The following is a 24,181-nucleotide window of genomic DNA, read 5'->3' on the forward strand; positions in this document are numbered from 1 at the left end:
GCCTGTCGACAATTGTCGATAGGCAAAGTGCCTGCATTCCCCACCATGCTCCCGACCTCAGCCATGCGGCTCTGATTTGATGCTGGTTGAATGGGGTATGGTCCCGCCGAAGGCGCGCCCCGCCCTTGATCGATGCTGGTGTCTGTTTTCATGTTCGAAGAACCAGCGCTTCGTCATCTCCGAGGCCAATAGATAGACCCCGGTGATGGCGATGAGCCCGACAAGCACAGGCAGAGGTAGAGGCACAAAGCCGAAGTTTGCGGCGACGGGAACGTAGGGCATCGCGATCGCGACAAGCGCGACAGCAAGCGTAAGCCAGGCAAGCAGCGGGCTGGGGCGGCTCATCCAAAACGCCTTGTGCGTGCGCACGATGAGCACGATGGCGAGTTCTGTCAGCAGCGACTCGACGAACCATCCTGTCTGGAACGTAGCCGCCGTCGCATTCGCAAGAAGCAGCAGGAAAGCGAAGGTTGCAAGGTCGAACAGCGAGCTGACCAGGCCAAAGCCGACCATGAATCGCCTGACGAAGCTGATGTCCCAACGGCGCGGCCGGCGCAGCTGGTCCCGGTCGACATTGTCGGTGGCGATGGCCAGCGAAGGAATGTCGGACAGGAAATTGTTGAGCAGGATTTGTGCCGCCAGGAGCGGCAGGAAAGGCAGGAACAGCGACGCGACGGCCATGCTGATCATGTTGCCGAAATTGGCACTGGTCGTGATGGAGATGTACTTCATCGTGTTGGCGAACGTCTTGCGGCCGTCGTCAATCCCGCGCACGAGCACGTCCAGATCCTGTTTGAGGAGGACGATGTCGGCGGCCTCGCGGGCGACATCAACAGCCCTGTCGACGGAGATGCCGATGTCCGCCTCGTGCAGCGCGGGCGCATCGTTGATGCCGTCGCCTAGATAGCCGACAACATGGCCACAGCTGCGCAAAGCCTGAACGATGCGCTCTTTCTGGTTAGGGTCAATCTCCACGAAGAGATCGGTCTGCTGGACGCCTGCGAAAAGTCCGCTCTTTGTCAGTTTCGACAGGTCTTCACCGGTCATGATCCTGTCAGCCCGCAGGCCGAGTGCGTCAGCAAGGTGCGCGGTGACGTAACGGTTGTCACCCGAAATGACCTTCACGGTAATGCCGCGGTGAGCGAGTGCCGCCAGCGTCTCCATGACGCCGTCCTTCGGCGGATCGAGGAAGAGCAGGAAGCCAGCGAACGTCAGATCGGTCTCCTCCTTCCTAGATCCGGCGCCCTGGCTTTTGATGTGGCGGATTGCCACTCCCAGGACACGATAGCCGTCCGCGCTCCATCGTCGGAACTTCTCGTCGATTGCGGCGCGAAGCGTGTCGTCCAAGGGTTGTGACCCTTTTGCGGTTCGAACAAACCCACAGGCGTTCAGGACATTCTGCACTGCGCCTTTTGTGATCAGGAGGTCTTCGGCGTCCTTGGTCCGCACGACAACGGAAAGGCGCTTACGGATGAAGTCGTAGGGAATCTCGTCGACCTTCGCAAAGGCGGTCAACCTTGCGTCCCCGCCTTGCGTGCCGGCTATCGCTTCGTCAAGCGGGTTCTTCAAACCGGTCTGCATGGTCGCGTTGAGACGCGCCCAGAGCAGGACATCCGCCGATGAGTTGCCATCGGGATCGAGCCATCCATCGAGCTGAATGATCCCTTCCGTCAGCGTTCCGGTCTTGTCGGTGCAGAGCAGGTCCATGCTGCCCAAATTCTCGATGGCGTCGAGACGGCGAACGATGACGCCATTGGCCGCCATGGCGTGAGCACCCCGAGCCAGCGTCACGCTGATAATCGCCGGAAGGAGTTCTGGCGTAAGGCCGACCGCCAGCGCCAGCGAAAACAACAGCGATTCTATCAGCGGCCGATGGAGAAGAAGATTGGCGAAGAACACCAGGATGACAATCGCCAGCATGATCTCCGTCATCAGATAGCCAAAAAGCCTGATCCCGCGGGCAAAGTCCGTCTCCGGGACACGTCGTTCGAGGGCCGCTGCGATTGACGCGAACTCGGTGCGCTGGCCGGTTGCCACCGCAAGCACAGTCGCGGTGCCACTGCGGACCGACGTCCCTGCGAAGACGGCGTTGGCGCGCTGTGCGACGGAAGCGCCCGGCGCCGACCGGCCCGGCGCTTTTACAACTGGAAACGTCTCGCCGGTCAGGACTGCCTCGCTGACATTGAAATCGCGCGCATCCAGAATGATGCCATCAGCGGGAACAAGGTTTCCCGCCGAGAGACGGATCACATCGCCGGGCACAACCTTTTCGGCTCCGATCGAGCGCTCGACGCCGTCACGCAGGATTGCGACCTTGCGCGAAATGCGCCCTTTGAGCGCCTCTGCCGCACGTGACGCGCCGTATTCCTGGGTAAAACTCAGGACACAGCTAGCCAGCACAATCGCGCCGATAATCGCAGCCTCCTGGCTCTGACCGACGAAGGCCGACACGGCGGCCGCGAAAATGAGGATCAGGACAAGCGGGCTACGGAACTGGCGGACGAACACTGTTAGTATCGAGGTGCCTGACTGCGATGCTGGTGTGTTTGTGCCGAATTTCGACAGCCTTGATACGGCCTCGGAGGTGCCAAGCCCAGAGACCGACGTCTTGAGGCGTCGCAGAAGATCATTGATCTCCATTGACCAAAAGGCGTCGTCGTCAACAATTCCCGTCGGTGCGGGGACGGGTTGTTGGCCGACTTCGCCGGGCACGATACCAGAAACCATCAGCATGACATGAAGCGGTTGATGCTGCTGTCTTCGATCAGCGAGCGGGTGACACCGCCAAAGGCCCATTCCCGCAGGCGGCTGTGGCCGTAGGCGCCGGAGACGATCAGGTCGGCATGGATTGAACGCGCAAACGCAACCAGCCGGTCGCCCTCCGCCTCGCCAGCCAGCAGTTCGGTTTGCGGCATGATGCCATGGTTTTCGAGATAAGCCGCGACATCGGCGAGGCTGTATCGGGCGCTCTCGCTGCGGTCTGTATCGATGGTGGCGACAATGACCTCGTTGGCCACGGCCAGGAAAGGCAATGCATCGGCTATCGCCCGTCGCGCCTCCCTGGTGTCCTTCCAGGCGACCAGCACGGTCTGTGCCATGACATGTTCGACATTGCTTGCGGTGACGAGGACTGGTCGGCCTGTTCCCAGCGCAAGGCTCCCGACATCCACGGCACGGAAGACATCTTCTCCATCCCCACCACCGGTAACGATGAGGTCGGCGGCTCGGGCGGAAACGCTCAGGAAGCGGGTTGGACTGCTGACTGCCTGCCCCCATTCGCTGCTCACCGATGCCGGAACCAGCTTCTCGAATTCGGCACGCAGCTCCGCAAGCCGCTTCTCGATCTCGGTTCGCTGGACCTGCAAGATCTCGCCTTCGTAGACCATGCCGCTGCCGGTGGCGACGAGCGGCGGAACATCTGCAGCCGCCAGGCCGATAAGGTGCGCTCCAAAACGCTCGGCCAGTTCGACGCCCAGTTTCACAATGGGTGCAGGAGATGCATCCACAGCGAGGTTAACGATGATCGACTTGTAAGACATTGCGGGGCGCCCTTCGGTGAAGATGTCGACGTTCGATGAAGTGCATCCGCCAGCCTCCGTCGCCTTGACGCGGGTCAAAACGCAACGCCTTTCGATTACCCCCCGGGCGACGGCAAGAACCTCTGCAAGGTGGGCCACCCGACGCGATCACTCGCGCTCGATCTGTCCTTTGATCATGATCAAGGCCAACCTTGGTGAAGGGAATATCGTGCAGTCGCGAAGGAGAATTGCGATGGAATATATCAAAGCCGATGAGGCGTTATGGGCATCCAGCATGTTGCCCGAGGGTATCTTGGAGCGTTGGTTCATTGCCAGCGGTGACGCGGTAAGGGCTGGCGATCGGATAGCAGAAATTCGAGTCGAGGATGCGCTGCACGAGATTGTCTCGCCTGCAGCCGGCCGCGCGACGATTGTCGCCGCGGCGAATGCCGTCATCGAACCCGGTCCCGATCTGCGTGAGGCGGGCGACGCCTCACGCCGACAATTGCGCGCGCCCCTCAACCATAGTCTCAAGAGCGTAGCCACTGCAGACCCAACACCCCGTCGCCTGGCCGCGCCGCCGACCGGTTGCGTCCTCCTAGGAGGAGGCTAGCCGCAGATCGGCTCAAGATCGTCATGGCCGCAGCGGTCATTACCGTTGGAGGCTTTCGATGTAAGCAAGGATGGCGTCGATTTGATCGGGGCTGGCAACCCACTCTGGCATGTCGGGATGGCCCGTTGAAATGCCCTCGGCCAGCGCCTCCTCGAGATCGACAATCGGATAGCGCTGCGACAAGACGCGAAATGCAGGCGCGTCGGGGTGGCTGCTTTTGTCCGTTCTTCCGATGGCGTGGCAGCGCGCGCAATTGGCTTCGACCAATGCCTTCCCGTGCGATACCGGGTCGGCGCTTGCGCAACCGCCGGACGGGCCAAGTGCCGCAGCAAGGGTCACCACATGGAGAGCAGATGCTGAAAGCCGGCTCAGCCGTGGCGGGTTCATCGCAATACCCATCCGGTGGTTTTGTCCATAGCTGTACTTCCTCGATAGCCGATCACGCTGCCGTGCTCGCCGCGATGTCTTCGATGGCGCTCTCGGCTTGCCTGCGCACGCGTCTGGCCATGTCCGAGGTGAGCCGCGACCCAACACGGGCGAAGTTGCCGGCCTCGGTCGCATAAGCTGAGGTCGCGTTCTGCAGAAAATTGCTGGTGACATCGAAAACGTCCACGAACTCGCCACCAGCGAAGAGATCATCGATCAGTTTGACGTTTTGCTCGCAGCGGCGTTTGAGGAAGGAAAGCGTTTCGATCTGATAACTTATGACGGCCTTGAGAGCAGTCGCCTGAAGGTCGGCCGCGGCAAAGAGGAACTTCTGGCCATTGGTCATCGTCATTGGGTCCATTCCGTTCGTCATGGGTATTTCAAGAAAGCTAACCCGAGCCGACGGAACGTCGTTGATCGAGATCAATGTATCACCTTGCCGCAGTACCCAGGCGCGGAACCCTTGACCCAGATCAATACGGCTCCGTCAGCGAGGTGCTTTGATGCAGCCCTCGTCAGGTTTACCGGCTTTGGCGAAGCGGGCGCGGAGGATCGCGCCGAAAGCGCGGATTCGCGAAGCGATGAACCAACTCGGCAAGGGTTCCTGGCGAGCGGTCCGCCGACCTCGGGCTCTGGCGCCCCTTCCCTGGAGGGGTGGACGGGTCGAGGCGGCGGTACCTGCCGATCAACTCGCTCGCAAGGAGAAGACCCATGGCCGAAGCTGCCACCAAACTGCCTGTCAAAACAGAAAAGAGCACTGCGCCGGCCCCAGCCGGCAACTGGACTGGTCCGTTCGAAAGCCTGCGGCGTGAAATCGACCGGCTCTTCGACGATTTTCATCCGTTCGACTTTCGCCTGCCTTCGACACGCTCCCTCTTTGGTCGCGAACTGCCGGCGCTGCGCAATGCGGACTGGCTGGTCGCGCCGGCGATGGATCTCGTCGAGAAGGACAAGGAGTATGAGATCACAGTCGAATTGCCCGGCATCGACGAGAAGAACGTCGAGATCAAGCTCGCCAATCGCATACTGACGCTCAAAGGCGAGAAGAAGGAGGAAAAGGAAGAGAAGGACAACGACTACTATCTCTCCGAGCGTCGCTATGGTTCCTTCCAGCGGTCGTTCCAGCTGCCTGAAGGCGTCGACGCCGACAAGATCGATGCGACCTTCGCCAAGGGCGTGCTGACGGTGAAGCTGCCCAAGACCGCGGAAGCCCAGAAGGCCGAGAAGAAGATCACAGTCAAGGCCGCTTGATATGAAGTTCGGTCACCGCTCAACGCCCAGCCGGCGTTTGAGGCGATGGGCATAGCAATCGACACCGGCGCCGCTCAAGCAGGGCGTCGCCGTCTCTGCTCGTCCATTCGAACCGGAAGTTCACTGCCTTCGGCCGGATTGGCGGCATGGGTCTGCTTGCGCGCTTTTGCTTCAGCAATCTCCAACTTCTGGCGCTCCTGCGCCAGCAAGTCCTCGATCACGCGGCGTCGCTCGGCGTCCACCTCATATCGAAGAAGATCCGCGAAATGCGCAATATTGGCGCGCGCGATATAGCGGTCCATGACATGCCTCAACGCATGGAAACTTGGCATATTTTACTCTCGAGAGCGCTCCGGGCCTAGCTCTTTTTGACCGAGATCAATGCCGGCATCCCCAATCATATGGCTTGTGGGCAAATGGAGTAGCTCGCCTGAAGGAGGCTCTGATGCGCACTTTGCCCAGTATTCTGGCAGCGGGACTCATGCTGGCCGCCTCAGTGGCGCCTGCAATGGCCGGTGCCGACGATGATTCCGGCTGGTGGCCCCGCTGGGGCATGAGTCGAATGATGATGGGCCAATGGGGCATGGGCGGCCCGATGGGCGGCTTTGACTCAGACGAGATGCTCGATCGCATTGACGGACGAGTTGCTTTCCTCAAGACGGAACTGAAAATCACGGACGAACAGGCGCCGGCCTGGGATGAGCTTGCCGGCGTCATCCGTAGCACGGCCGAGGCACACAACGAGTTGATGCGCGGTATGATGCAGGAATTTCATGACGGTGACTTCCTGAAGAAGCCGTTGCCCGAGCGGCTCGCCTACCAGCAAACCCATCTCGAAGCACGCCTCGAACAGGTGAAATCGATCAGGGCGGCGGTTGAGAAACTGTACGCGACGCTGAGCGACCAGCAGAAGAAGGCAGCCGACGAGATCGTCCTGCCGATGATGGGCATGGGGCTGTCGGGCGGCTTCGGGCATGGAATGATGTTCAGATAGTCTCCATTCGCTGAAGGAGACATGGCCATAGAGAGCGGAGTGGGATATCCATCGTGCGAGCCGCCGATGCGGGCAATCTGCGCAGGAATCTGGCGCAACCTCGTCGTGTTTCGACTTCTGGGCTTTCTGGCGGCACTGGCTGCGCCCGGCATGACCCATGCATCTGGCTCGACGATCTTTCCAACGGAAGTTGTCTACGGCAACAGGACCGAAGAGACCGAAGAGGCCAGGGTTTGCGAGATCATCCTCGATGTCAGCAGCCCGCCATCGCGCGAACTCGTCAAGTTCATAACGCTTGGCGGATACACCAAGGCCGACGGGGCGGTGCTGGCCGGCTTTCTCATGGGTGTGGCCGACATTGTGGCAGTCGAACGAGCCGACCTCGCGCAGATTGCGAACGCGAACTTCAATTCCGCGACCTTCAGTTCGCTGGGCCAGTTGAACTACGAAACCTATGATGACGGTACGATAATGGCGACGACGCAGAACGCCGAGTTTGCCGCTCCCTTCCTCAACGCCGTGCTTGCCGGAAACTATGAGTTGAGTTTCTCCCGCTCGGAACCGGGTGCCGAAATGAGGACCTACAAGATCCTGCCTGCTCCGTCCGAGACCATTGCGGACAACTTCATTCGCTGCATGGATGGCCTGGCGATGCAGTCTCGGCAGGTTCGATCATCGATATCGACAAAGATGAGCGCGCAACGGGAGGGAGGTGGCAACGGGGTCAGCATGACATCGGATCAGGCAGGTCAACCCTTCACCCGCCAACGTCAAGGAAGGACGGCAGACCAAGAGTAGGAAGATCATCCCATTATAAAAGGGGAACATACTCAGCTTTTCGCCGGCAACTTGATGCGGCTCAATGCGAGAGTCTTCTTATGCATTAACATGCCCGTATGGAGATGAAGGAGTTCCCTGATGATCCACACTTCGACTGCAAGTCTTACCCACTCGGCCGAGCAGGCGCAGCAATGGGTGAGCGAGCTCGCCCGGGACTTGGGCTGGAATGAACGGAACGCATACCGGTTTCTGAAATCCGTCCTTCACACGTTGCGGAACTGGCTGTCGCCGGAGGAAATGGCCGACCTTTCCGCTCAGCTGCCAACGCTTATCAGGGGTGTCTATTTCGAAGGCTGGAAGCCGTCGGACGCACCCGTGTCGGAACGAAAGAAGCGCGACTTCGTCATCAGCGTCAGGGACAGCTTTGGCTACGAACCGGGCGTCGATATCGATACGGCGATCAAAGCGGTCTTCAAGCTCCTCGACCGTCACATTTCGCATGGCGAGATCGTGCAGGTTCGCAATTCGATGAAGACGTCGCTCCGTCATCTGTGGCCGGAAGGTTGACCGATGTTTCGCGACCGTCAGGAAGCCGGACAAAAGCTCGGCATCGAACTGGAGAAGCTCCGGCTGCATCAGCCTGTCGTGCTGGCATTGCCGCGGGGCGGCGTTCCTGTCGCCGCAGAAGTGGCCAAGGCCCTCAGGGCCCCACTTGACCTGATTATCGTGCGCAAGGTGGGAGCGCCGGGGAACCCCGAACTGGCTGTTGCGGCGATCGTCGATGGCAATCCTCCGGATGTCGTGCTCAATCGAGACATCGTCGAAGCCTACTCGCTAGACGATGACCAACTTCGCACTTTGATCGCCAGAGAGCGGCCCGAGATGGAGCGCCGGCGGCTTGCCTATCGCGGAAAACATCCGCCGTTGTCGATCGCTGGAAAGACCGCAATCATCGTCGACGACGGCGTCGCGACCGGCACGACGATGAAGGTCGCGATCCGTGCCCTCAAAAGACGCTCGCCTCGAGAGGTCGTCGTGGCCGTTCCCGTGGCGCCCCCGGACACCTTGGCTGAGCTTGCCTGCGAAGCGGATTGGATTGTTTGCCTCAGTCAACCGGCGCATTTTCATGCTCTCAGTCAACACTATCTCGGCTTCCGGCAGCTGTCCGACGGAGACGTCGTCTCCGCGATGGACAAAGCGGCCCGGTCGCAAAGTGCCAGGCAGCGCGGGAAGCAAAAACAGATCATCGCGACAAAGAAACAGCGGCGCGAAACAGTCGCAGAAAAGTAGGAGGTCGGTCCATGCTGGTCCGCACACTCTCTACCTTGGAATGCACGAAATTGCTCACGGCCAATCGTGTCGGCCATCTGGCTTGCGCAAAAGACGGACAGCCCTACGTCGTACCGTTCTACTACGCCCATGCGGACAATCATCTCTATGCATTTTCCATGCCCGGCAAGAAGATTGACTGGATGCGAACCAACCCGCTTGTGTCGGTCCAGGTGGACGAACACGGCCAAGGGCGAGGATGGAGAAGCGTAATTGTCGACGGCCGTTATGAAGAACTACGTGATCAGCTCCCGCGCGATCATGCATGGTCGGTGTTGAGCAAGCACCCCGATTGGTGGGAACCGGGTGCGCTCAAACCGGTCATTCCTCCCGCCTCCGACAGTGCGCCGCACGTTTTCTTCCGGATCCTCATCGAGCAGGTGTCAGGCCGGGCGGCGAGCGAGTAAGCCGCCCCGAGAAGGCACTGTTTGATGAGCGTCAAGGTGCCCGGCCGCGAATGCCACAACAGTCGATGCGTTCCACAGGACCGCAAGGCATGCAAACTCCGATTTTTTCTGCCCATGGGGTGACCAAGGTTTACCACGCCGGCGAGATCGAGGTGTTCGCCCTGCGTGGCGTCGATCTGGATCTGTACGAGGGAGAGATCGCCGTCCTGCTTGGGCCATCGGGCAGCGGAAAGTCGACTCTGCTCAACATTATGGGCGGGCTTGATCGCGCGACCGCAGGCGAGGTGCACTTTCGCGACCAGGATCTGACCACCTTCTCAGAGAGGCAGTTCACCCGCTTCCGGCGCGCTCACGTCGGCTTCGTGTTCCAGTTCTACAATCTGATCCCGAGCCTGACCGCTTGGGAAAACGTCGCGCTGGTCACAGAGATTTCGTCCAACCCGATGAAACCCGAGGAGGCGCTGGAGATGGTCGGGCTCAAGGACCGCCTGACGCATTTCCCCGCCCAGCTCTCCGGCGGCGAGCAGCAAAGGGTGGCGATTGCCCGGGCAATCGCCAAGCGGCCGGAAGTGATGCTGTGCGACGAGCCCACCGGCGCCCTGGATTCGAAGACGGGCGTTCTGGTCCTGGAGGCGCTGTCGCGGATCAACGAGGAGATGAAGACGACGATGGCCATCATCACCCACAATGCCGGTATCCGGCAGATCGCGCATCGCGTCTTCACTTTCAGGGACGGTCGCATTGCCGATGTCGCCATCAACGACCAGCGGGCACGGCCCGCCGACGTGAGTTGGTAGCGTCGTGTCGGTTCTCGATCGCAAACTTCTGCGCGATCTGCTGCGAATGTGGGCGCAAGTCCTCGCCATTGCGCTTGTCATGGCATGCGGCGTCGCGACGATCGTCATCGCCGTCGGCGGCTATCGCTCGCTGGAGCAAACCCGCAACGCATTCTACAACCGCTACAGGTTTGCCACCGTCTTTTCCGGGCTGACGCGCGCGCCGCTGCATCTTCGCGAGCGCATCGCATCGATCGCGGGGATAAGCGGCATCGAATTGCGTATCGTCAAGCCGGTTTTGCTGGACATGCCTGGCATGGCGGAGCCGGCAACCGCCATTGCCGTCTCCATCCCCGATCGCGGCGAGCCTGCTGTCAACAGACTTTACCTGCGCAACGGCCGGCTGCCCGAATCCGGACGGCCCGGCGAGGTAGCGGTGACCGAGCGTTTCGCGACCGCGCGCCGCATGGCGCCCGGAAGCACGTTCGATGCCATCCTGAACGGCCGCAAGCGGACGCTTTCCGTCACGGGCATTGTACTTACACCCGAATACATCTACGCGCTCGGCCCTGGCGACATGGTGCCAGACCCGCGGCGCTTCGGCGTCTTCTTCATGCCCCGAACCGTACTTGCCGGCATCTTTGACATGGATGGCGCATTCAACGATGTCGCCGTGCGCACCCAGCGCAGTGCCGGCATCCAGGCGGTCGAGGACGCAGTCGATCGTATCCTGAAGCCATATGGAGGAATCGGGACGCATGGGCGCACCGACCAGATATCGCATGCATTTCTCGACAATGAGCTGATCCAGCTCCGTGCAATGGCCACCGTCATCCCCCCGGTGTTCCTCTTTGTGTCCGCCTTCCTGGTCAACATGATCCTGTCACGGTTGATCGTGCTCGAGCGCGAACAGATCGGGTTGATGAAGGCCGTTGGATACGGATCGGGGGCAATCGGCTGGCACTATGGAAAGCTGACGCTGGTGATCGCATCGATCGGCATCGCTATTGGCGCGGGTGCCGGCAATTGGCTAGGCCACGGCCTCACCACGCTTTATGCGCGGTTCTTCTCCTTTCCCTTCCTCATCTTCCAGCAGAGTCTCGACCTCTATGCCGTCGCCGCCACCACAAGCGCACTGGCGGCCCTGTTAGGCGCGGCACGGGCGATCTGGAGCGTCATCACGCTTCCGCCGGCGGTCGCCATGCAACCACCTGCACCGGCCCTATACCAGAGCTTCCTCACGGGCGAGGGCCGTCTCCTTTCAGCGTTTTCGCAATTGACCATCATGGCGTTCAGACATCTGCTGCGCTGGCCTTTGCGCTCCTTGCTGACGGCGTTGGGGACCTCACTCGCCGTCGCTCTGCTGGTCACTGCGCTGTTCTCTTTCGATTCCATAGCGTTCATGGTCGACACGGTTTTCTTCCGTGCCGAGCGGCAGGACGCGACCTTGTCATTCGGTGTGGAGCAATCAACACGCGCCCTGCAGTCGGTCGCCGCCATGCCTGGCGTGCTGCGCGCCGAACCGTTCCGGGCAACGGCTGTGATCCTGCGCCACGGCCATCGCGAGCGCCGGCTGGTGATCTCCAGTGTTCCGCCAAAGGCCGATCTCGCCAGGGTTCTCGATCTCGATCTCGCTCCGATCGATCCGCCACCGGCCGGCCTCACGCTATCCGAAAGGGTCGCATCGCTACTCGACCTGCGAATTGGAGATTTGGCGGAGGTCGAACTGCTCGAACGGGCGCATCAAATGGTCCGCGTTCCCGTGACCAGCATTGTCCAGAGCTATGTCGGGCTCGCCGTCTACATGCGGACCGAGGCACTCGACCGGCTGGTTGGCGGCGGACCACGCATTTCCGGGGTCAGGGTAGCTATCGATCCGGCACGCCTCGGCGACCTCTACAGCGCCGTCAAACAAACGCCGGCTATCGCCTCGATCGCGCTGCAGGGCATATCGCGTCAGCGCTTCCGTGAGACGATTGGAGAGAACATCACAATCATGACCACCGTCTACACGGCGCTTGCCGTCATCATTGCCTTCGGCGTTGTCTACAACTCGGCCCGCATTCAGCTTTCCGAGCGCGCCCGAGAACTCGCCGGCTTGCGCGTGCTCGGCTTCACCAGAAGCGAGGTTTCGAGCGTCCTGCTCATAGAACTGGCAGCCATCGTGGCTCTGGCGCAGCCTCTTGGCTGGATGCTCGGCTATCTCTTCTCGTGGTCGGTGGTCAGGGGCTTCGAAAGCGATCTCTTCCGCATACCGTTCGTGGTCAACCGTTCGACTTTCGCGCTTGCCAGCCTGGTCGTGCTCGCAGTGGCCACGCTGTCGGCACTGATTGTGCGGCGTCGCATCGACCGACTGGATCTCGTGCGTGTCCTCAAGACAAGGGATTAGTCCGATGAAGTCGATCTGGATGAAACGCCTCGGACTCGCGCTTGTCGCGCTTGTGTTGATTGCAGGTTTCGGCTGGGCTTTGCGCGAGCCGCCAACGCTGGTGGATTTGGCTGAAGTTGCCGCAGCGCCGATGCGAGTCACGGTCCGAGAGGAAGGAATGACGCGGGTGCGCAACGTCTACACAGTATCGGCGCCGATTGCGGGCCATCTGACGCGCACGGTGGTCAACGAGGGTGATGTGGTGAAGGCGAACAATACTGTTGTCGCTGCCATCCATCCGCTCGACCCACCACTGATCGACCGGCGGGCGGAAGCCGAATTGCTCGCCAGCCGCGATGCAGCGCGCGCTGGTGTCGGTGTTGCAGAGGTCGAATTGCAGCGCGCGCAATCGGCTTTGAAGCTTGCCGAGGACGAATTGGTCCGCGCGCTCAAACTGTTCGGATCCGGCTTTGTCTCGGAGAGCGCTTTGCAGAAGCTCACCAACGAAGTCGACGTGCGGAAAGCCGCGGTGGATGCGGCGAAAGCAGTCATTCGGCTCAGAAACGCCGAACTTGCCAACGCAGAGGCTCGCCTGCTGCAGCCCGATCCGTCGGACCCGACCGGTGACAGCTGCTGCGTCAACCTTCTCGCACCCATCGACGGAACGGTTCTTGCCGTCATGGCAAGGAGCGAACAAGCGGTAGCGGCTGGCGCCAAGATCGCCGAGATCGGCAACGTCCACGATCTGGAAATCGCTGTCGACCTCCTTTCAAGTGATGCCGTTCGCATTGCCCCTTGGACAGGGGCTAAGATCAGCGATTGGGGCGGCGATCATGGGTTGCGTGCGACGGTGAGACGCGTCGATCCAGCGGCATTCACCAAGGTTTCCGCGCTTGGCATCGAGGAGCAGAGGGTTACGGTCGTTCTGGATCTGGAAGACACCGACGTCCGGCTCGGCCACGGATATCGGGTCTTTGTCGAAATGACAGTCTGGGCGTGCGCCCAATGCCTGCAGGTGCCGATCGGCGCGCTGTTCAGAAACGGCGACCGGTGGAACGTCTTTGTCGCTGACGGTGGTCGCGCTAGGCAAGTGGCAGTGCAGGTCGGGCACATGAATGACGATGTCGCCGAGGTGCTGACGGGTCTGAAGCCCGGCGCTGCCGTTGTCGTCCACCCGTCCGACACCCTTGGCGATGGTGGCCCGGTGGAGAGGCGTCAATAGCCCTGGCCGACCGCAGAAACGGGCCGGTCCAAGTGTTTTCGTTGATCAGCGCGCCAGAAGGGTTGGCAGGGACGGGCCTTCGAGCATCGATTTGGTGACGCCGCCGAAAATCCGTTCACGCAACCGCGAATGACCGTATGCGCCCATCACCAACAGCTCGGCGCGACAATCGACTGCGTGCTGGCGAAGAACGTCAGCGACAGAGTGGTTCGCACTCGGCAGACGGTCGACCGTGACTTTGACGCCGTGCCGGGCAAGATAGGCTGCGGCATCGGCACCAGGTTCCGCCCCGTGATGGGTTTCGCCCTCGACAGGATCGACCAGGGCGAGATGCACCTCGTCGGCGCCGATCAGCATGTCGAGCGACTCGCGAACGGCGCGCGATGACTCCAGGCGGGTATCCCACGCAACCATTACGCATTTCGGCTTCAGCGTCGGCCTAGAACCCTTGGGGATGAGCAGCAAAGGCTTTCCGGAAGAAAATAGCGCGCCCTCGACCACTTTGCTTTTCAGCGTCTCGCCGGCAAGCACTTCCGGTCCCACAATGGTGATATCGGCATACCGGGCGCGACGACCGATGGTCTCGTCGGCCCAGCCGGCTTCCGGATATGCGCTGACGGTATCGGCGGAAAGCGCGCGGCCAGCAAGGAAGGCCGCCACGACCGCTGTTCTCTTCTTCAGGAGTTTCTCATCTGCCTGGCGCTCCTTCAGCCAGTCTTCTGAGACGACCACTGCGAACTCTCCTACCGGCGGCGGCGCGGCGAGCGTCACCACGAGAACAGCGAGGTGCGCACTGACCTGCTCGCACAGGCCGGCAGCGAGTTCCAGATCGACGTCACTCATGCCCGGCTCCGTGACTGTGAGTATCGTTTTGAATGACATCGCAGCTGCTCCTGACCGCTGAGTTTGGCTTCAATTGCACCTGCAACCGTAACGAGATGGGTCGCGGCGTTCATTGAGCTGAATCAAAGATCATCTGCGGCGCCTCAATTGATCCCGATCAACTGCGACGCGCGCCGAAGGCGTAAGCTTCAACCGATCAATCGGTGGACACGAAGATGAAGCTCCTGATCGCTGCAGTTTCCACAAGCCTGGCCTTCAATGCGTCAACTGCGCAGGAAATGAGCTACGGCCAGGCGGAATACCTGAACTCCTGCGCGGTCTGCCATGGTCTCGATGGCAAAGGCGACGGCCCCTTGGGCGACGAACTGATGAAGCGCCCGGCCGACCTGACGCGTCTCTCGAAAAACAATGGTGGCGAATTTCCGTATTGGCGCGTCTTTGCCATGATCGACGGCCGCACCATGGTGCCCGAACATGGCGAGCGCGATATGCCGGTCTGGGGCCGCCAATTCCTGCCCGATGACGTCAGGAAATACGGGCCAAGCGCCGGAGAAATCGTCACCACGGAACGGATCCACAACCTGGCAGGCTACGTCCAGACACTGCAGCGATAGACGCCAGGTGGAACGTTCTCGCGGGCACCGCGCAGAGGAGCCATGCAATGATCGTTGAAAGGCAGGAAGCCGCGGGCGCGCTGCTGCTCGATCCCGCCACATATGGCGAGACCGGACCAGTGGAAGTGGTTGAAACCCATATCTCGCGCATCTTCCTGGTCGGCCGACACGCCTTCAAGCTCAAGCGAGCGGTCAAGCTGCCCTATGTCGATTTCTCGACGCCTGCCCTCCGCCTCACCGCCTGCGAGAAGGAAGTGGAGCTCAATTCGAAGACCGCGCCGGGCCTTTATGCGGGTGTGCGACGGATCACGCGAGGGATCGACGGCAGGCTCGCGTTCGACGGAGCCGGAGAGCTGGTTGATGCCGCAATCGAAATGGTGCGCTTCGACCAGTCGAAGCTTCTCGATCGAATGGCGGTCGCAGGCCAACTGACGCCCGCGCTGCTGACGACGGTCGCGGGCATGATTGCGCGATACCATCGCGGCGCGTCGGAGATCCACACAGGCAGCGGGTCATCGAACCTCGCTGACGTGATCGACATCAACGCGGCCGGCTTTGCTACCAGCCATGTCTTTCAAACAGACGAGATTGAGCAGTTCACCGAGGCCTTTCGTATCGCCCTCGCCCGCCATTCCGCCCTCCTCGACCGGCGAGAGGCCGCGGGCAAGATCCGCCGCTGCCACGGCGATCTGCATCTGCGCAATATCTGCCTGTTCGACGGCGGGCCCCGGCTCTTCGACTGCATCGAATTCAATGACAAGATAGCCGGCATCGATGTACTCTACGACCTCGCCTTCCTGTTGATGGACCTCTGGCACCGGGGCTTTCCGGAATTCGCCAATCTGGTGATGAACCGCTACCTAGACGAAGCCGACGACGAGGACGGGTTCATCCTGCTGCCTTTTTTCATGGCGGTGCGAGCCGCGGTGCGCGCGCATGTCACTGCAACGCAGGTAGAGGAAGGCAGCTCCGACTCCGAGAGGCTGGTTGCCGAGGCCAGGTCGTATTTCGAACTCGCCCGAACTCTGCTCAGAAGCGAGCCTCCGCGGCTGATCGCGATCGGCGGCCTGAGCGGCTCCGGCAAGACGACCGTCGCCGAGGCGCTCGCCCCCTATGTCGGCGCGCCGCCTGGCGCGCGCATTGTCGAGAGCGACCGCATCCGTAAAGCCATGCATGGGGTGCCCGCCGAAACGACGTTGCCGGACAGGGCCTATCGACCGGGCGTGTCGGAACGAGTCTATCGCCAAATGGTATGGCGCAGCGAATTGATCCTTTCCCAAGGCGGTTGCGTTGTCACTGATGCCGTATTCGACCGAGAGATAGACCGTGACCGGATTGAGAAGGTCGCCCGTGAGCGGGGCATCGCGTTTGCCGGATTTTGGTTGGCGGCGGACGCGCTCGTTCTCTGGCAGCGCGTGAGTGAGCGCAAGGGTGGCCCTTCCGACGCCACTGTCGACATACTCTCCCGGCAATTGCAGCGTCGCGAAGCTCAGACCACCTGGCGCAGGGTCGAGGCCGATCGAAAGCTCACCGACATCACCGCTGAATTGCTGGATTGCTTGCTATCTGCTTCTTCCTCTTCTCGGAGCGTCTCTTTGAAGGAAGCATCGTAAGAAGAAGCTATCGCGTTCAGCCGACCTCCAAGGTTGCCAACGACAGGCCTGCCTGGTCGGGGTGGTGCGCGATGGAGAAGCCGAATTCGCGACACATAGCCAACATCTTGCTGTTTTCGCTAAGCATTATACCTTCGATTCGGTTGATCTTGTCTGCCCTGGCATAGTCGATGATCTGCCTGAGCAGTTCCCAGCCAAGGCCGTGGCCCTGCAGGTCCGTACGGACCAACAACGCATATTCTCCGACCCTATGGTCAGGATCGCAGGAAAGCCGGCCGACCCCGGCCAGCGCGCCGGTGCCCGCCTCCAGCGCGACGAAAGCGATATCACGGTCATAGTCGAGTTGGGTCAACCGCTTGAGCATCTGGTCCGGGAAGTTCCTGCGCGGGGATAGGAACCGCAGGCGCAGATCGTCCGGCGAAATCCTCGCCAGGAATTCGGGATAGAGCACAATGTCGGCCGGCTTTATCGGCCGGATATGATAGCGGGCGCCGTCCGCGGAAAAATCCCTGCTCCAGCCTGATGGGTAGGGCCTTATTGCGAGCGCCGGGTTTGGCGCTGGCTGCTCCACGCGTTCTGGATCGATCTCGATGCGGGCATCGAGCGCGATCACGCCGTCGGCATCAGCCAGCAGCGGGTTGATGTCCATTGAGACGAGACATGGAAAATCGACGACCATTTGCGACAGCCCGTTGAGCGCGGCGATGATTGCCCCACGATCGGCCGGTTGGCGACCGCGATAACCGGCAAGCAGCCGGCTGATGCGCGTCTGTTCGATCAGGTCGCCCGCGAGAACATCGTCGAGTGGCGGCAAGGCGATCGCTGTGTCATCCAGCACCTCGACCGCCACTCCGCCGGAGCCGAACAGGATGACCGGACCGAAGATCGGATCCCGGCTCATGCCGAGGATGAGTTCCTGGGCGTATCTTCGCACCACCATGGGCTGGATGGCATAGCCTTCAACAGTGGCTGTCGGAGCCTGCTTGCGCAACCGGGCCCGGATCGCGGTTGCGGCGTCCCTAGCGACAGAGGCGGCGGCAATATTGAGCACTACCCCGCCAATGTCCGACTTATGCGAAATTGCCTTCGACCACAGCTTGACGACGACAAGTTCGGACGTTTTGAGCAGGTGTCTGGCAGCCGCCTCTACCTCGGCAGGAGATCTGGCGACGATCGTCTCGGGCACGGCAATGCCATAGGCGGAAATAACGGCCTTGGCCTCCGGCTCCGTCAGCATGCGCCGTCGCTCGCTCGCCACTTGTCTGAATATGGCAAGCACGGTGTCGCGGCCGCCGACTGTATCCTCGCGGCGGCTCGATGGCGTGCGCAGCAGCGCCCGCTGAGCTTGCGACCAGTCGCTGAGGTAGGAAACGGCGATCGCGGCGTCTGCAGGCGTCTCGAAGCTGGCCACTCCGGCACCCTGCAGGACACGCCGGCCCTCGCGCGCCGTGCGTTCTCCCAGCCAGCAGCCCAATACCGGCTTTCCGCAGATCCTGCCTGCCTTGGCAAGTTCGGCCACCGCACCTGCCGCCGCGAGCGGCGAGCCAAGTCCCGTCGGGCAGTTCATCACCAGGACGACGTCAGTTCCAGGGTCTGCCGCGACGGCTTCGACCGCAGCCTTGTAGCGCTCGGGCGCCGCATCGCCGACGATGTCCACCGGATTGGCGTGCGACCATGTGCGCGGCAACACGTCGTTCAATCGCTCGATCGTTGTCTGCGAAAGCTCGGCCAGCTCGCCATTGCCGTCGACGAGTTGGTCGACGGCGAGCACGCCTGCGCCACCGCCGTTGGTGACGATACCGACACGGGCTCGTTCCAGAGGCGAGAAGCGGGCGATCGTTTCAGCGGCATCGAACAATTCAGCGAGACCTTTCACGCGCAAGATGCCCGCCCGCCGGAGAGCTGCCTCCACTACCCGATCGGCTCCTGAAAGTGCGCCGGTGTGCGTCGCCGCGGCCTTTGCCGCCAACTCATGCCGACCCGGCTTTATCGCGATGACCGGCTTGATGCGTGCGGCCGCCCGTGCCGCAGACATGAACTTGCGCGGATTGGGTACGGTTTCGAGATACATAACGATGGCCCTCGTGCGCGCGTCGCCAGCCAGCATGTCGAGGCAATCTCCAACATCGACATCCGCCATGTCGCCCAGCGAGACGATTTGCGAGAAGCCGATATTGTTGTCCGCCGCCCAGTCGATCAGCGAAGTGGCAATGGCGCCGGATTGCGACAACAGGGCTATGTTGCCGGGTCTGGCTGCCATATGCGCGAAACCGGCGTTGAGCTTTTTGGGCGGGAGCATCAGACCAACCGTATTCGGCCCTATGATGCGTAAGAGTGTGGGCCTGGCGGCATCAAGCATCGCCTGGCGCAAACCGTTTTCGCGCGTAAGCCCCGCAGTCAGGACGACTGCCGCTCGTGTCCCCTTCTCCCCGAGGTCGCGCACGATACCGGGGACCGTCTCTGGTGGCGTGACGACTACCCCCAGATCCGGAACGCCCGGCAATTCGGCCGCTGTCGCATAGCAGCGTCGCCCAGCCACTTGCGAATATTTCGGATTGACCGGCCAGATCTCGCCCTCGAAGCCGCCGTTGACGATGTTGTCGAAGACGACACGACCGACAGAGCCGTCGTGCACCGATGCGCCGAACACGGCAACCGACTTCGGGGCGAAAGCATGTTCGAGATTTCGGATCGTCACCCCTGTTTCTCCGTTCGTGGCGATAGTTGCCGGTCGATCTTGCCCGTTCATTGCGTTGGATCAAAGTCGCCTTCGGTTGTCGCTTTCAACTGCGGGGGTTCTGCCGCGGCCGGTTGCCCCAGACGACTGCTCGCAATGCGACTGGCACCAGGTCGTCTCAGGGCGCGAAAGGTGATCGCGGCGCAAACCGAAACCTCTGGCGGTTGACCAAAATCAAGGCCCACAAGATCGGCAAGCATAGAGTTCAGCGGAAGCCGTCTACGAACCGCTGAAAGGATAAGGTGATGGCGAAGAGAACGGACAAGATCGAGGTCGGCATGGATCTGGCCGTGAGGTGCCGCGTCACCGACACCTGGCAGGACGATCTAGGTGACCAGTGGGCCACGGTCCTGATCGAGGGCTACGACGTCCCGATCACGTTAAAGGTGGTCCATTTCTTTCCGTTAAACGACGGCGGCTAATCGTTTGCATGAGGCGGCACAGGGCTGCGCTTCACCACATGATCGCGACAGAGCGGGCCAGCATCCGCGTGAGGTGGCACGCTGAAACCTGGTGGCCAGCGCTCCCCCGTTGATCGAGCGAGACCGGATAGACGAAGACCCGGCTTCGCGACCTCCGGTGCCTTAGATAAAATCGGAAAGCATCGCATGAACGAGTCCGCCCTGCGACGCGCATTGCTGGTCATCGCCATCCTGGGCCTGGCCATCGGGTTATGGATCAGGCAATTCGGCTTTGGATCCATCGAGGCAGGCACGGTCTGGACGGTGGCGACCTTGCCCGTAGTGGTGGCTCTCGCCATTTCCATCTTGCGCGACTTCTGGATCGGCCGTTTCGGTGTCGATGCGATCGCGCTGGTCTCAATGTCCGCGGCACTGCTCCTGGACCAGCCCTTGGCCGCAGTTGTGGTGGCGATAATGTATGCTGGCGGCACAGCGCTCGAGGATTTTGCCCGCGGTCGGGCCGAGCGGAACCTTAAGGCGCTGACCGACCGGGCGCCGCGCGTCGCACATCGAAAGTCGGCACAAAGTACAGATACGATCTCCGTGGATCAGGTTTCCGTCGGCGAAGAACTCCTGGTGCGAACCGGCGAATTGTTGCCTGTCGATGGGATCCTGCTCGATGCTTCGGCGTCTGTTGACGAGTCGGCGGTAACAGGAGAGCCGCTGCCGGTACGGCGAAGCGCCGGCGATGCGCTGCGCAGCGGCACCCTCAATGCCGGCGAGCCCTTCAGCATGCGGGCTTCCGCTCTGGCTGAACAGAGTACCTATGCGGCGATCGTGCGCATGGTCGCCACGGCGCAGACTGCGAAAGCGCCGTTCATCCGCATGGCCGACCGCTTTGCCCTGTTCCTGTTGCCAGCCACCCTACTGGTCTCGGGTACCGCATGGTATGCATCCGGCGATCCGATCAGGGCGCTTGCGGTTCTCGTTGTCGCGACGCCTTGTCCGCTCATCCTTGCTGCCCCTGTCGCCTTCATTGGCGGCGTTTCGCGCGCCGCGCGTGCCGGCATCTTGATGAAAGGTAGTGCGGCATTAGAAGCCCTCGCGCAGGCGCGCACCGCGATTTTCGACAAGACCGGGACCTTGACCATCGGTGGCGCCGAGCTCGTCGAGATCGACGTTGCACCTGGCGACGAAGCTGACCAGTTGCTGCAGTCGTTGGCATCGTTGGAGCAGGCCTCGCACCATGTGCTCGCCGACTCGATTATCCGCGCGGCCCGCGGCAGACAGCTGATGCTTTCACATCCGCATGGCGTCCATGAATATCGCGGAGCGGGGTTGAAAGGGCAGGTTGGCAATGTATCGGTCCTTGCAGGATCGCGAATGCTGGTGCTCGCCGGCAGGCCGCTGCCCCGCTGGACGCTATGCGGTGAGGAGCAATACCGGAACGAGCCCGTGCTCAGGGTCTTCGTGGCGTTCGACGGGCGCCTTGCCGGCGTATTCACCTTCGGAGATGCCCTGCGTGCGGATGCTCGCGATGCGCTCGGCACCCTCCGCTCCGCCGGCATCGAGCGTATGGTCATGCTCACCGGCGATGACGGCGCCGCGGCAGAGCGAGTGTCGGCATTGCTTGGCCTCGATGCCGTCATCGCCGATGCAACTCCGGCGAAAAAGGTTGCGACGGTCGAAGCCGAGAAGGCCCTGGCACCGACAATGATGGTGGGCGACGGCGTCAACGATGCCCCTGCCCTCGCCGCCGCAACGGTCGGCATCGCCTTGGGCGCCCGCGGCGCTACCGCCTCTTCCGCAGCCGCAGACATTGTCGTTTTGACCGACAGGCTGCAGCCAGTCGCCGAGGCTGTCGAGATTGCCCGGCGAACACGGACGATTGCCCTGCAAAGCATCATCGTCGGGCTGGCGCTTTCGGGGATGGCAATGGCAGCGGCGGCCATGGGACAGATCACTCCGGTTGCCGGAGCACTGCTGCAAGAGGGGATCGACGTGGCGGTTATCCTGAATGCGCTACGCGCCCTGGGCAATGGACATCTCGGACGCCGATGACCGATGATACGAAGCGGATGGATGGATAGCACCATGACGCAGCAGGATTTGGTGGTTTGCAGCAAATGCGGCGGGGTCAATCGCCTGCCGGCAATCTGCAATGCCAAGGCTGCGAAATGCGGAAAGTGCGGGAACAGGCTGTTTTCTGGTCATCCTGAGGACGTCGATGCCCAGGTTTTTGATCGACAGATCACGCGAAGCAATCTGCCCGTTGTCGTCGATATCTGGGCACCCTGGTGCGGCCCGTGCAAGATGATGGCACCGGCCTATGAAGCGGCAGCGCAGGAACTGGAGCCGCATGTCCGGCTGATCAAGCTGAATTCGGACAGGGAACAAGCCGTCGCTGCCAGGCTTGGTATCCGCGGCATCCCGACCATGATCCTGTTCCACGGCGGGCAAGAGGTTGCGCGCGTCTCCGGCGCGATGAGTGCTAGGCAAATCGTCAGGTGGGTTCGCGACCACCTGCCGATGGCCACAGCCTGAGAGCCGCAACCTCATGGATACGCTCATAGCCCGGCGCGGACTCGCCTTGGCAATAGGTCTACTCGTCGGATTGGAGCGCGGCTGGCGGGAGCGCGATGCACCCGATCGCAGCCGGACGGCCGGAATTCGGACGTTCGGCATATCAGGCCTACTCGGCGGCATTGTGACAGCTCTGGCCAACGCGCTTGGCGCTGTATCCGTTCTGGTCGGCGGGTTCATCGCCTTTGCGGCAATCTTCGCCTGGTACAAGGCACGCGAGGCGGCCCACGACGAGGATTTCAGCGTTACGAGCGTCATCGCCGGCCTAGGCGTCTTCGCGCTTGGTGCGCTTTCGGTCGCCGGTGACTATCGGGCCGCGGCGGCTGGCGGGGCAGCTCTCGCGGCCGTCCTTGCAAGTCGCGAAATCCTGCACGGTCTCTTGCGGCGTCTGACCTGGATTGAACTTCGTTCGGCCTTGATGCTTGCGGTGATGACCGCGATCGTTCTGCCGTTGCTGCCAAATCGCACGATGGACCCATGGGGTGGGTTCAACCCTTGGGAGGTCTGGTTCCTCACAGTGCTGATGGCCTCGATATCGTTCGCCGGCTATGTGGCCATCCGCGTCCTCGGTGGTACGCGCGGCCTGCTCGTCAGTTCGCTCGCCGGTGCGGTCGTCTCCTCCACCGCGGTGACCATGACCCTTGCTCGCAGTGCCGCTTCTGCCGCCAATCCTCTGCCGCTCGCGGGCGCGGCTTCGCTTGCCGCGATGGTTTCGATTTTGCGCGTTTGCACTGTAGTTCTGGCCATCGAGCCAAGCCTATTGGCCACGGTCGGCTTGCCGGCCCTTGCCGCGTCGGTCGCATTCGCCCTATGCGGAATTTTCCTGCTGACCAACCATGGCCGGGATCCAGAAAAGGGCACCCCGGCGCGCAATCCATTTGAGCTGGGCCCGCTGCTGCTGTTTGCCATGCTTTTCGCGATCGTTTCGACCGCAAGCGCCGCGTTGGCAGCTCAGTTCGGCGGACACGGGTTGCTGGCGAGCTCAGCGCTTGCGGGAATGTTCGATGTCGACGTTTCAGTGCTGAGCGCATTGCGTTTGGTGAAGCATTCGGTCTCCGTTGAAGCCGTCGGCCTGGCGGTGCTGACAGCACTCACTGCAAACGCGATCGGCCGCCTGTCGCTGGCGGCATTTGCTGGTCCAGTGAGGTTCTGGCTGCCTCTGGCTGGCATCACGCTGGTCGCAGCGGCAGCAGGCTGTTTCACCATGCTTGTGCCCTAACGAGAACTCTCCTTTGACACGGATCAAGGCTGGCACCCGTGGCCGCGCTATGGATCACATCAAAGGAGTTCGCGATGACCAGTTTGCAGGACCTCACCCCGAAATTCCGCCATGTGCGGTTGCTGCTTGCTCGCGAGAAGGGTCACCCGGAAGGGGATCGCGAGGAAGGCTATGATGTACTTGCTCCCTTAACCAGCGAAGGCAGGATTGACGCGGAAGAATGGAAATCGCACCGGGCCGCCTGCCGCGTGCGCCGTTTTTGCACTGGCGAGGACGACTTGATCGGCCGCCTCCGCCGCAAGCCGGGCGGGCAATGGTATTTCGACTATGCCGAAGGCGATCGCGATGACGAGACCGGTTTTCATCTTGGCGACGAACGCTTCGTGACAGGCGAATATGTTTCGATCGAACGCAACGGAGCCATGCACACCTACAAGGTGGCAAGGGTCGAGCGCCCGTAACACCGCCACGCCAGGCTTCCCAGGTG

At 61.6% G+C, this 24,181-nt stretch carries 24 protein-coding genes; 17 read left to right on the forward strand and 7 right to left on the reverse strand.

Translation table 11 applies throughout. The features are described 5' to 3' along the window. Positions 1-57: 57 nt before the first annotated feature. Both mgtA and EN857_RS15875 read right to left on the reverse strand, forming a co-directional pair. Positions 58-2,733 (reverse strand): magnesium-translocating P-type ATPase, encoded by a 2,676-nt coding sequence (gene mgtA / locus EN857_RS15870; protein ID WP_245493248.1) that lies wholly within the window; start codon positions 2,731-2,733, stop codon positions 58-60. Then, entirely contained in the window at positions 2,727-3,539 is an 813-nt protein-coding gene (locus EN857_RS15875) for a universal stress protein (RefSeq protein ID WP_127310000.1), read from the reverse strand. The genes mgtA and EN857_RS15875 overlap by 7 nt, the downstream gene beginning before the upstream one ends. A 175-nt stretch (positions 3,540-3,714) precedes the next feature. Between EN857_RS15875 and EN857_RS35745 the strand changes: the two genes are divergently transcribed. Next, a complete protein-coding gene (locus EN857_RS35745) occupies positions 3,715-4,131 on the forward strand; it encodes a lipoyl domain-containing protein (protein WP_245511330.1) in 417 nt (138 codons plus the stop codon). Positions 4,132-4,170: 39 nt separating this feature from the next. Here the strand turns inward: EN857_RS35745 and EN857_RS15885 are convergent, their stop codons facing one another. Further along, on the reverse strand, positions 4,171-4,530 hold the full coding sequence (locus EN857_RS15885; RefSeq protein ID WP_127282023.1) for a cytochrome c: 360 nt from the start codon (positions 4,528-4,530) through the stop codon (positions 4,171-4,173). 40 nt (positions 4,531-4,570) lie between these two features. After that, positions 4,571-4,909: a phasin family protein gene (locus EN857_RS15890; RefSeq protein ID WP_127282050.1), complete on the reverse strand. Its 339-nt coding sequence runs from the start codon at positions 4,907-4,909 to the stop codon at positions 4,571-4,573. Positions 4,910-5,268: 359 nt separating this feature from the next. On the opposite strand from EN857_RS15890, the gene EN857_RS15895 reads away from it, so the two are divergent. Next, a complete protein-coding gene (locus EN857_RS15895) occupies positions 5,269-5,808 on the forward strand; it encodes an Hsp20/alpha crystallin family protein (protein WP_127282022.1) in 540 nt (179 codons plus the stop codon). Between the two features lie 74 nt (positions 5,809-5,882). Here EN857_RS15895 and EN857_RS15900 read toward each other — a convergent pair whose 3' ends face one another. Continuing rightward, a complete protein-coding gene (locus EN857_RS15900; RefSeq protein WP_127282021.1) occupies positions 5,883-6,110 on the reverse strand; it encodes a hypothetical protein in 228 nt (75 codons plus the stop codon). A gap of 143 nt (positions 6,111-6,253) precedes the next feature. Here EN857_RS15900 and EN857_RS15905 point away from each other — a divergent pair, with 143 nt between their 5' ends. From EN857_RS15905 to EN857_RS15940, 8 genes are all read left to right on the forward strand, one after another. Beyond that, entirely contained in the window at positions 6,254-6,802 is a 549-nt protein-coding gene (locus tag EN857_RS15905; protein WP_245478241.1) for a Spy/CpxP family protein refolding chaperone, read from the forward strand. Positions 6,803-6,823: 21 nt separating this feature from the next. Then, complete coding sequence (locus tag EN857_RS15910) at positions 6,824-7,600, forward strand: hypothetical protein (protein WP_245478242.1); 777 nt, start codon at positions 6,824-6,826, stop codon at positions 7,598-7,600. A gap of 120 nt (positions 7,601-7,720) precedes the next feature. Continuing rightward, positions 7,721-8,149, forward strand: a complete 429-nt coding sequence (locus tag EN857_RS15915; protein ID WP_127282020.1) for a DUF2267 domain-containing protein — start codon at positions 7,721-7,723, stop codon at positions 8,147-8,149. Between the two features lie 3 nt (positions 8,150-8,152). Then, positions 8,153-8,872, forward strand: a complete 720-nt coding sequence (locus EN857_RS15920; RefSeq protein ID WP_127282019.1) for a phosphoribosyltransferase family protein — start codon at positions 8,153-8,155, stop codon at positions 8,870-8,872. A gap of 11 nt (positions 8,873-8,883) precedes the next feature. Continuing rightward, on the forward strand, positions 8,884-9,318 hold the full coding sequence (locus tag EN857_RS15925) for a pyridoxamine 5'-phosphate oxidase family protein (RefSeq protein WP_127282018.1): 435 nt from the start codon (positions 8,884-8,886) through the stop codon (positions 9,316-9,318). Positions 9,319-9,407: 89 nt separating this feature from the next. Continuing rightward, entirely contained in the window at positions 9,408-10,115 is a 708-nt protein-coding gene (locus EN857_RS15930) for an ABC transporter ATP-binding protein (RefSeq protein ID WP_187331231.1), read from the forward strand. 4 nt (positions 10,116-10,119) lie between these two features. Then, positions 10,120-12,483 (forward strand): FtsX-like permease family protein, encoded by a 2,364-nt coding sequence (locus EN857_RS15935; protein ID WP_127392834.1) that lies wholly within the window; start codon positions 10,120-10,122, stop codon positions 12,481-12,483. A gap of 4 nt (positions 12,484-12,487) precedes the next feature. Then, a complete protein-coding gene (locus EN857_RS15940) occupies positions 12,488-13,684 on the forward strand; it encodes an HlyD family efflux transporter periplasmic adaptor subunit (protein WP_135858857.1) in 1,197 nt (398 codons plus the stop codon). Between the two features lie 45 nt (positions 13,685-13,729). Here EN857_RS15940 and EN857_RS15945 read toward each other — a convergent pair whose 3' ends face one another. After that, positions 13,730-14,566, reverse strand: coding sequence for a universal stress protein (locus EN857_RS15945; protein ID WP_127392835.1), 837 nt, complete (start codon positions 14,564-14,566; stop codon positions 13,730-13,732). A gap of 176 nt (positions 14,567-14,742) precedes the next feature. On the opposite strand from EN857_RS15945, the gene EN857_RS15950 reads away from it, so the two are divergent. Then, a complete protein-coding gene (locus tag EN857_RS15950; RefSeq protein WP_127282015.1) occupies positions 14,743-15,141 on the forward strand; it encodes a cytochrome c in 399 nt (132 codons plus the stop codon). A gap of 47 nt (positions 15,142-15,188) precedes the next feature. After that, positions 15,189-16,754 carry a bifunctional aminoglycoside phosphotransferase/ATP-binding protein gene (locus tag EN857_RS15955; RefSeq protein WP_127282014.1) on the forward strand — a complete coding sequence of 522 codons (1,566 nt, stop codon included), beginning with the start codon at positions 15,189-15,191 and terminating at the stop codon, positions 16,752-16,754. Positions 16,755-16,770: 16 nt separating this feature from the next. On the opposite strand, the gene EN857_RS15960 is transcribed toward EN857_RS15955, so the two are convergent. Continuing rightward, positions 16,771-19,452 carry a bifunctional acetate--CoA ligase family protein/GNAT family N-acetyltransferase gene (locus EN857_RS15960; RefSeq protein ID WP_128271877.1) on the reverse strand — a complete coding sequence of 894 codons (2,682 nt, stop codon included), beginning with the start codon at positions 19,450-19,452 and terminating at the stop codon, positions 16,771-16,773. Between the two features lie 284 nt (positions 19,453-19,736). On the opposite strand from EN857_RS15960, the gene EN857_RS34765 reads away from it, so the two are divergent. The 5 genes from EN857_RS34765 (at position 19,737) to EN857_RS15980 (ending at position 24,155) form a co-directional block, all read left to right on the forward strand. Further along, a complete protein-coding gene (locus EN857_RS34765; protein ID WP_187331232.1) occupies positions 19,737-19,913 on the forward strand; it encodes a hypothetical protein in 177 nt (58 codons plus the stop codon). Positions 19,914-20,099: 186 nt separating this feature from the next. Continuing rightward, positions 20,100-21,953, forward strand: coding sequence for a heavy metal translocating P-type ATPase (locus tag EN857_RS15965; RefSeq protein ID WP_135858859.1), 1,854 nt, complete (start codon positions 20,100-20,102; stop codon positions 21,951-21,953). 33 nt (positions 21,954-21,986) lie between these two features. After that, a complete protein-coding gene (trxC, locus tag EN857_RS15970) occupies positions 21,987-22,436 on the forward strand; it encodes a thioredoxin TrxC (RefSeq protein WP_127393769.1) in 450 nt (149 codons plus the stop codon). A gap of 13 nt (positions 22,437-22,449) precedes the next feature. Then, complete coding sequence (locus EN857_RS15975; protein WP_128346000.1) at positions 22,450-23,694, forward strand: MgtC/SapB family protein; 1,245 nt, start codon at positions 22,450-22,452, stop codon at positions 23,692-23,694. Between the two features lie 74 nt (positions 23,695-23,768). Then, positions 23,769-24,155 carry a hypothetical protein gene (locus tag EN857_RS15980; protein WP_127282046.1) on the forward strand — a complete coding sequence of 129 codons (387 nt, stop codon included), beginning with the start codon at positions 23,769-23,771 and terminating at the stop codon, positions 24,153-24,155. Positions 24,156-24,181 lie beyond the last annotated feature (26 nt).

The sequence above is a fragment of the Mesorhizobium sp. M4B.F.Ca.ET.214.01.1.1 genome (assembly GCF_004791545.1).
Lineage (GTDB): Bacteria > Pseudomonadota > Alphaproteobacteria > Rhizobiales > Rhizobiaceae > Mesorhizobium > Mesorhizobium abyssinicae.